General features: G+C 49.1%; 8 protein-coding genes. All 8 read left to right on the forward strand.

Annotated elements, in window-relative coordinates:
• The first annotated feature begins 9 nt into the window (after nucleotides 1-9).
• The 8 genes from LK536_RS57880 (at nucleotide 10) to LK536_RS57915 (ending at nucleotide 8,491) form a co-directional block, all read left to right on the forward strand.
• Nucleotides 10-339, forward strand: a complete 330-nt coding sequence (locus tag LK536_RS57880) for a DUF1292 domain-containing protein (protein WP_008723049.1) — start codon at nucleotides 10-12, stop codon at nucleotides 337-339.
• Nucleotides 340-500: 161 nt separating this feature from the next.
• Nucleotides 501-1,181 carry a response regulator transcription factor gene (locus LK536_RS57885; RefSeq protein ID WP_008723051.1) on the forward strand — a complete coding sequence of 227 codons (681 nt, stop codon included), beginning with the start codon at nucleotides 501-503 and terminating at the stop codon, nucleotides 1,179-1,181.
• Nucleotides 1,178-2,701 carry a sensor histidine kinase gene (locus LK536_RS57890; protein ID WP_227797277.1) on the forward strand — a complete coding sequence of 508 codons (1,524 nt, stop codon included), beginning with the start codon at nucleotides 1,178-1,180 and terminating at the stop codon, nucleotides 2,699-2,701. Before LK536_RS57885 ends, LK536_RS57890 begins: the two co-directional genes overlap by 4 nt.
• A 140-nt stretch (nucleotides 2,702-2,841) precedes the next feature.
• Nucleotides 2,842-4,134, forward strand: coding sequence for a DUF3798 domain-containing protein (locus LK536_RS57895; RefSeq protein ID WP_008723055.1), 1,293 nt, complete (start codon nucleotides 2,842-2,844; stop codon nucleotides 4,132-4,134).
• 108 nt (nucleotides 4,135-4,242) lie between these two features.
• The gene (locus LK536_RS57900) at nucleotides 4,243-5,802 is read left to right on the forward strand and encodes an ATP-binding cassette domain-containing protein (protein WP_506092273.1); all 1,560 of its coding nucleotides are present in this window, start codon (nucleotides 4,243-4,245) and stop codon (nucleotides 5,800-5,802) included.
• Between the two features lie 12 nt (nucleotides 5,803-5,814).
• The gene (locus LK536_RS57905) at nucleotides 5,815-6,894 is read left to right on the forward strand and encodes an ABC transporter permease (protein WP_227797275.1); all 1,080 of its coding nucleotides are present in this window, start codon (nucleotides 5,815-5,817) and stop codon (nucleotides 6,892-6,894) included.
• Nucleotides 6,891-8,018: an ABC transporter permease gene (locus LK536_RS57910; RefSeq protein WP_227797274.1), complete on the forward strand. Its 1,128-nt coding sequence runs from the start codon at nucleotides 6,891-6,893 to the stop codon at nucleotides 8,016-8,018. The genes LK536_RS57905 and LK536_RS57910 overlap by 4 nt, the downstream gene beginning before the upstream one ends.
• Entirely contained in the window at nucleotides 8,015-8,491 is a 477-nt protein-coding gene (locus LK536_RS57915) for a DUF6672 family protein (RefSeq protein WP_227797273.1), read from the forward strand. The genes LK536_RS57910 and LK536_RS57915 overlap by 4 nt, the downstream gene beginning before the upstream one ends.
• The last annotated feature ends 563 nt before the right edge of the window (nucleotides 8,492-9,054 follow it).

The following is a 9,054-nucleotide window of genomic DNA, read 5'->3' on the forward strand; positions in this document are numbered from 1 at the left end:
AATCATAATATGGCAGATGAGAAGAACTTAAACGAGGAAGAGCAGGAGATGACCGTTACCCTCACCCTGGATGATGACACAGAGGTGGAGTGTGTGGTACTGACCATTTTCAATGCAGGGGAGCGTGAATATATTGCCCTTCTCCCGGTTGAAGGCGCTGATTCAGAGGAAGGGGAAGTCTATCTTTACCGCTACAGCGAGACAGAGGACGGGGAACCTGCCCTGGACAACATCGAGGACGATGATGAGTATGAGGCTGTGGCAGATGCCTTTGACGAGCTTTTAGATGCCCAGGAATATGACGAGCTTGTAGGCGAGGATGAATTAGAAGAAGAATAGAGGTCCATACTGATGATATATCAGGCTCCGGGAAGGATTCCGGAGCTTTTTTGATGTTTTTTGTATTTATCATGTCCAAGCTGTGAAACTTGTGTGAAAACATGGAAATCTTCCAGCTTTTTTGTTAAAATAAGTCCTAAGTAAGTGAAGGAGGCTGAGCCATGGATGCGCTTAAGATATTAGTGGTAGACGATGAGGCCAGGATGAGGAAGCTGGTCAGGGATTTCCTGACCAATAAAGGCTTTACCGTAATTGAGGCAGGAGACGGCGAGGAGGCGGTGGATACCTTTTTCGCGCAAAAGGACATTGCGCTGGTACTGCTGGATGTGATGATGCCCAAGATGGACGGGTGGGAGGTGTTAAAGACCATCCGCAAATATTCCCAGGTACCGGTCATCATGCTGACGGCCAGAAGCGAGGAGCGGGACGAGCTTCAGGGATTCTCCCTGGGGGTGGATGAGTATATATCCAAACCCTTCAGCCCCAAGATCCTGGTGGCCAGGGTGGATGCAATCCTGCGCAGGAGCAATGTGGTCTCAACAGAGAATATGAACGTGGGCGGGATCTGCATTGACAAGGCCGCCCATCAGGTAACCATAGACGGCAGGGAGATTGAGCTGAGTTACAAGGAATTCGAACTGCTCAGCTATTTTGTGGAGAACCAGGGCATTGCCCTTTCCCGGGAGAAGATACTGAACAATGTGTGGAATTACGATTATTTCGGGGATGCCCGCACCATTGACACCCATGTGAAGAAGCTGCGCAGCAAGATGGGGGAAAAAGGGGATTATATTAAGACCATATGGGGAATGGGCTATAAATTCGAGGTGAGTGAAGGATGAAACATTCAATCAGGGTGAGATTCACCATGATTTTTATCGGCCTTATGGCAGCGGTGCTCCTTACCCTGTGGGCGGTGAACAGCTTTTTCCTGGAAGGTTTTTATACCAATGAAAAGCTGAAACTGCTGGAAGAAGCATATGAACAGCTGAATGAATTTGTCATTGACAAGGCTGAGGACGGCGAGAACATCATAGACGACCTGCAAAGCCTTTATTCCAAGGACGGGGAGCAGACCGAGGCCAGCCGCATGCTCCGGCTGATGAGCGAGAAGTATAACATCACCATTGCCATTGTGGACAGCATGAACGACAACATGGTGCCCTCCTACCGGGACGGAAGGTTCCTGGCCGACAGGGTGCACCAGTATATACTTGGGAAAAATGAACCCCAGACAGAGACGCTGATTTCCGAAGACAATTATAAGATACAGAGAAGCTATGACAGGCGTTCCCAGGGCTATTACCTGGAAAGCTGGGGTTTTTTTGACGACAACAGGACCATCTTCATCATGTCCATGCCCCTGGCAAGCATCCACGAAAGCGTGGACATCTCCAATAAATTCATGGCCTATGTGGGTCTGGCGGCCCTGGTGTTCGGCAGTATCCTTATGTACGGTACTACGAAAATGGTGGTATCCCCCATCCGTTCCCTGGCAGCCCTTTCGGCGCGGATGTCGGAGCTGGATTTCGAGGCCCGTTACACAGGAAGTTCAGAGGATGAAATCGGCGTCCTGGGCAACAGCATGAACACATTGTCGGAAAAATTAAAGGAAACCATCGGGGAACTGAAGACCGCCAACAATGAACTTCAAAGGGATATAGAAGAGAAAATCCGCATCGACGAGACCAGGAAGGACTTTATCGCCAATGTATCCCACGAGCTGAAGACCCCCATTGCATTGATCCAGGGGTATGCGGAAGGCCTGACCGAAGGCATGGCGGAGGACCCGGAGAGCAGGGATTACTACTGTGACGTCATCATGGACGAGGCCAATAAGATGAACAAGATGGTAAAGCAGCTTCTTACCCTGACAGCCCTTGAATTCGGCAATGACATGCCTGTGATGGAACAGTTTGATATCGTGACCCTGATTAAAGGCATACTCTCATCCGCAGGCATACTCCTCCAGCAGAAAGAGGCTTCCGTTGTATTTGAGCAGGAAGGGCCGGTGTGGGTATGGGCAGATGAATTTAAGATAGAAGAGGTCATCACCAATTACCTGAATAATGCAATGAACCATCTGGAAGGGGAAAAACGGATAGAAATCTGTCTGGAAAATAATGGAAACGAAGTCCGGGTTACCGTTTTCAACACCGGACGGCATATTCCGCAGGAGGATATCGGGAATCTCTGGACTAAGTTCTATAAGGTGGATAAGGCAAGGACCAGGGAATACGGCGGCAGCGGCATTGGGCTGTCCATTGTCAAGGCAATCATGGATTCCCACAATAAGGCCTGCGGCGTTGAAAATGTAGACGGAGGAGTGGAATTCTGGTTTACCCTGGACAGCGGGATGTAGGCGGATGAGGGGACAATTACCCGCATTGTACCGTGCATATTGTTTCGACCTGTTGATTTATAGTTGACAAAAAATGTGCATATGCTACAATTAATAGGTACCTATTGTCCCCTTTTAAAATTAGATTTTGGAGGTTTGTTATGAAGAAGTATCTTAGCATTCTGCTTGCAGCAGCCGTTGTTACGGGACTTGCTGGCTGCGGCGGATCCAACACCGGCACTACCCAGGCACCTGCCACCCAGGCTACCGAGTCCAAGGCACCCGATGCACAGGCCGACACACAGGCAGATGATGCAGAGGAGACCGAGGCATCAGACGCCGGCGATTTCCACATCGGTATCGTCACTGGTTCTGTGTCACAGTCCGAGGACGACAGACGTGGCGCCGAGGCGTTCCAGGCCATGTATGGCGAGGATATGGTTAAACTGGCCATCTATCCTGACAACTTTACAGAGGAACTTGAAACAACCATTCAGACGATTGTTAACCTTTCCGATGATCCTCAGATGAAGGCAATCATCGTTAACCAGTCTGTTCCGGGCACAACCGAAGCTTTCCGTAAGATTAAAGAAAGCCGCCCCGACATCATCTGTATCGCAGGTGAGGGCCATGAGGACCTGCCGGAGATTGGAAGCGCTGCCGACCTGGTCTGCAACAACGACTTCGTTGCGCGTGGTTACCTGATCATCCGTACCGCCCATGAGCTGGGCTGCGACACATTTGTACATATTTCCTTCCCACGTCATATGGCATATGAGACCATGAGCCGCCGTGTGGCTGTCATGAAGGAAGCCTGCAAGGAATTTGGCATGGAGTTCGTCCTTGAGACTGCCCCAGACCCAACCTCTGACGTCGGCGTTGCCGGTGCACAGGCATACATCCTTGAGAAGGTTCCGGAGTGGGTTGAGAAGTATGGCAAGAACGCTGCCTACTTCTGTACCAACGATGCACATACCGAGCCACTGCTTAAGCAGCTGATGGAATACGGCGGCTACTTCATTGAGGCTGACCTTCCTTCACCGCTGATGGGCTATCCTGGCGCACTGGGCATCGACTTAACTGCTGAGGCAGGAGACTTTGATAAGATCCTTGCCAAGGTTGAATCCACCATCGTTGAAAGAGGTGGCGCTGACCACTTCGGAACATGGGCTTATTCCTATGGCTACACAACATCTGCAGGTCTTGCGCAGCACGCCCTGAACGTCCTTAATGGCGAGAGCGAGCTGGATGATATCGATGATATTGCCAAGGCTTATCAGGTATTCTCTCCAAAGGCTGAGTGGAATGGTTCCAACTACACCAACGTGGAAACCGGCGTTAAGTTAGACAACGTTTTCCTGGTATATCAGGATACCTACATCATGGGTGATCCCGGACATTTCATGGGCTCTACACAGATTGAGGTTCCAGAGAAATACTTCACCATTAAGTAAGACGCTTTATAATACTAAATTTGGACAACAGTGGGGGGAGTTCACTCTCCTCCTACTGTTTTTAAGTGGGGCATAACGATGATAAATGACAACACTCCCTTGTTGGAGATGCGGAATATCAAAAAGGATTTCTTTGGAAACCAGGTCCTTACGGATATCAACTTCACACTGAAAGCAGGTGAGGTGCTGGGCCTTGTAGGCGAGAACGGAGCTGGCAAGAGTACGCTGATGAAGCTCCTTTTCGGTATGGATGTGATCAGGGAAACCGGCGGATATGGCGGAGACGTCCTGATTAACGGTGAGAAAGTTAATTTCTCCACACCGTTTGATGCGCTGAATGCGGGAATTGGCATGGTTCACCAGGAATTTTCCTTAATCCCGGGTTTTACAGCCACGGAAAATATCCTGTTAAACCGTGAACCGATGAAGAAGAATATAATTTCAGAAGTTTTTGGAGATAGATTAAATACCCTGGACTATAAGGAGATGGCCGGACGTTCTGCACAGGCCATTGATAAAATGGGCGTAAAGATTGATGCGGATATGGTCATCAGTGACATGCCGGTAGGGCATAAGCAGTTCACTGAGATTGCCCGTGAGCTCAGCAAGGAACAGCTGAAGCTGCTGATTCTTGATGAACCTACGGCCGTATTGACTGAGAAAGAGGCAGAGGCCCTGTTAGATTCAATCCGCGGCATGTCCGCCAAAGGCATTGCCGTGATTTTCATCACCCATCGCCTGCATGAGATCCTGACCGTATGCGATACGGTTGTAATCATGCGTGATGGTTATGTTGTAAAGGATGTGCCGTCCAAGGAAACGGATGTGGCGGACATTACCAAGTGGATGGTGGGCAGGAACATCCAGTCCAGTGAAAGGGCCGACATCAGGATTAACCCGGATGCCCGGACCATCATGTCCATCCGCAATCTCTGGGTTGACATGCCCGGTGAGACCGTGCGCAACGTCAATCTGGACATTAAGGAAGGCGAGATCCTTGGAATCGGCGGTCTGGCTGGACAGGGAAAGCTGGGCATTCCCAATGGAGTCATGGGACTCTACGAAGCAGGCGGCTCAGTGGAATTCGATGGACAGGCCATTCCCCTTAACAATCCCAGGAAGTGCCTGGATTCATCCCTTGCCTTTGTTTCCGAGGACAGAAGGGACGTGGGCCTGCTGCTGGACGAAACACTTGAGTGGAACATTGCTTTTTCCGCCATGCAGATCCAGGACAAATTCCTTAAGAACTATCTGGGCGGCCTGATTAAATGGAGGGACGAGAAAGCCATCCATGAAGTGACCCAGAAGTACATCGACGAACTCATGATTAAATGTACCAGTTCCCTGCAAAAGGCCAAGGAACTTTCCGGCGGTAACCAGCAGAAGGTGTGCCTGGCCAAGGCATTTGCCCTTGAACCTAAATTCCTGTTTGTTTCCGAACCCACGAGAGGTATCGACGTCGGTGCGAAATCGCTGGTTCTGGACGCCCTGAAGAAGTTCAACAAGGAACACGGTGTCACGGTGGTCATGATTTCGTCCGAGCTTGAAGAACTGCGGACAACCTGTGACCGCATTGCGATTGTTTCGGGCGGTAAGATTGCTGGAATCCTGCCGGCGACCGAATCTTCAGAAGAATTCGGCCTGCTCATGGTCAGCCAGGTTAAATAAGGGGGAGACAGCATGGGAAAAAATGAAAATACGACAACAACTCCTGGCTACAAAGAAAAAGTCAGGGAATTTGTAAATGACTTTGGCCTGCCAAGATTAATCATCGCCGGGTTCCTTCTGGCGCTCTTCATTCTGGCACCGCTGGTTGGGGCAGACCTTCCCACCCAGATAACCAACACGATTAACCGTTTCAGCTGGAACGCGGTACTGGTTCTGGCCATGGTGCCAATGGTGCATTCAGGCTGCGGCCTTAACTTTGGTCTTCCTTTGGGCATCATATCAGGTCTTCTGGGAGCAACCATGTCCATACAGTTCGGTTTCAGCGGACCTATGAGCTTTGTCATGGCTATTTTGATTGCAACGCCTTTTGCGCTGGTGTTTGGCGGCGGCTATGGCTGGCTGTTAAACAAGATTAAAGGCGGGGAAATGATGATTGCCACATATGTGGGTTTCTCATCCGTTTCCTTTATGTGTATGATGTGGCTGTTACTGCCCTACAGCAGTCCTACCATGGTTTGGGGACTGTCAGGAAAGGGACTTCGTACCACCATTTCACTGGAAGGCTTTTATGACAAAGTACTGGCTAACTTCCTGCAGATCCATATTGGACATTTTTCCATACCTGTGGGCAGCCTCCTGTTCTTTGCCGTACTTGCGTTCCTGATGTGGGCATTCCTCCACACCAAGACCGGAACAGCCATGACGGCAGTGGGTTCAAACCCGAACTTTGCAAGGGCATCCGGTATCAACATTGACAAGATGAGGATGCTTTCAGTCATCATGTCCACCTGGCTTGCCGCGGTCGGCATCCTGATGTATGAGCAGGGCTTCGGATTCATCCAGCTCTATATGGCGCCGTTCTACATGGCGCTGCCTGCGGTGTCTGCCATCCTGATTGGCGGCGCATCAGTTAACAAGGCGTCCATTACCAACGTCATTATTGGTACCTTCCTGTTCCAGGGTATTGTGACCATGACCCCAACGGTAATGAATTCCATGATTCATATGGATATGAGCGAGGTTATCCGTATCGTTGTATCGAACGGTATGATTCTTTACGCTCTGACCAGAAAGACGGAGGGATCAAAATGAGCACAAAACAGAAAAATAACGGCAGCAACCGAATCGTCGAACTAGCCAGGAATAACTCTGTGCCGCTGATGTTTATCCTTATCTGCGCCGTCTGCATTCCGGTATCCGGTTTTTCTCCGGGATATCTGCTTAATGAGATTATGACCAGGCTTGGAAGGAATGCCTTCCTGATCCTCAGCCTCCTAATCCCTATCATGGCTGGCATGGGTCTTAACTTTGGTATGACATTGGGAGCCATGGCTGGTCAGATTGGCCTGATTTTTGCCGCTGACTGGCAGATATGGGGGATTCCCGGTATCATCCTTGCCATGATCATATCGATTCCCATTTCCATCCTGTTGGGCATCTTTTGCGGTAAAATGTTAAACAGGGCAAAAGGCAGGGAGATGATTACCAGTTATATCATCAGCTTTTTCATGAATGGTTTATACCAGCTGGTGGTTCTGTATATGATGGGTTCCATTATCCCAATCATGCATTCTTCCATCAAACTGCCCAGGGGGTATGGCGTCCGCAACACGGTCAGCCTTCTGCACATGAGACAGTATCTTGATAACCTGCTGGCAATCCGCATTGGCGGTGTTAAGATTCCGGTGCTGACCCTTATTGTTATCGGTCTTTTATGTCTGTTCATCATATGGTTCAGGAAGACAAAGCTTGGACAGGACATGCGTGCCGTGGGGCAGGACATGGATGTGGCCGGAGATGCCGGTATCAAGGTTGAGCGTACCAGGATCATTGCCATTGTCATGTCCACGGTTTTCGCTGGTCTTGGCATGGTCATCTACCTGCAGAACATGGGTAATATCTCAACCTACAGTTCCCATACCCAGATAGGTATGTTCTGTATTGCAGCGCTGCTTGTGGGCGGGGCTTCTGTGGACAGGGCATCCATTGGTAACGTATTCCTCGGTGTCATCCTGTTCCATCTGATGTTCATCGTGGCGCCGTCAGCTGGTGCGAAGATTACAGGCGATTCCATGATAGGCGAATACTTCCGTGTGTTCATCTCCTATGGTGTCATAACGCTGGCCCTTATTATGTATGAAGCAAAAAAACGGAGAGCAAAGGGCAAAGCTGGTCAGATGCTTCAGCTTGCACAGGATGAGGAGGGGGAGAATTGAAAAAGAAACGTACACTTCTATTCAGGGTGGGAGCCATCCTGCTCCTGCTCATTATTGCTGGTTTCATGATGCTCATTGGCCGTGGCCATACGGTGTATATTGACAATAAGTCCCTGGAATATAATGGCCAGACCTATACCACTCCCTATAAGGTCGTGGTATTCGTGGATGGTGAACAGGTCGCAAAGCTCCGCGACAAGGAAAGAGGTATGGCAACCTGTATCGGGCAGAAGTTTAATATGACACTTGAAATCACCCAGGAAAAGGGTGGCACAGAAGAAACCGTCAATGTGACCCTGGCCCTGCCATATCATATGGATGGCATTGCGGTTAACCTTCCTGCGTACCTGGCGGGACTTCCGGAGGAGGCATATCTTTCCGAGTTCCAGATTGCTGAGGAAGTGCCGGAAGAGTCAAGTGAGGAAGCTCCTGTAGACGGCGCGATAGACGCGTTCGACATGGGAGATATATAAATCCGATTGAATTAATTGTATGATGCAGCCATGGATGGTCCATGGCTGTATTTTTTATATGGCAGAATTGTTAAAAGGCATGTTCGGAATGTGTGGGAAAGGTAAATGGAATAAGTGGGAAAGGTAAGTGGAATAAGTGGGAAAGGTAAATGGAATATGGGGAAGAGGTGGCCGGGCGCCTATTGTTAAATGAAAGAAATGCGAATTGTTATGATAATTAAAAAAGTTAAAAAAGTTGTTGACAATTGTCGAAGCATCTGGTAAGATATCTCTTGCGCTGCGGTGAGAGCCACAACGCAGGAAGATAGGAAAGAAAAAAAGTTAAAAAAGTTGTTGACAAACACAAGTGACTGTGATAAGATATAAAAGTTGCTGCTGAACAGGCCGACAACACAGAGAACCTTGATAATTGAAGATTGAACAGTATGTAAAACCCTGAAAATTCTAAAAACAGAAGGTCTGGTTTGGACCTTTGGATTTGAGAAGATTCAGAACAAAACCAAGTAATGAAGGTTAAAGATAACTAGCCAAGCTAAGTAGTCTGAAACCAAGGAACACTCTTT

It is taken from the genome of Clostridium pacaense (genome assembly GCF_020709765.2).
GTDB lineage: Bacteria > Bacillota > Clostridia > Lachnospirales > Lachnospiraceae > Enterocloster > Enterocloster hominis.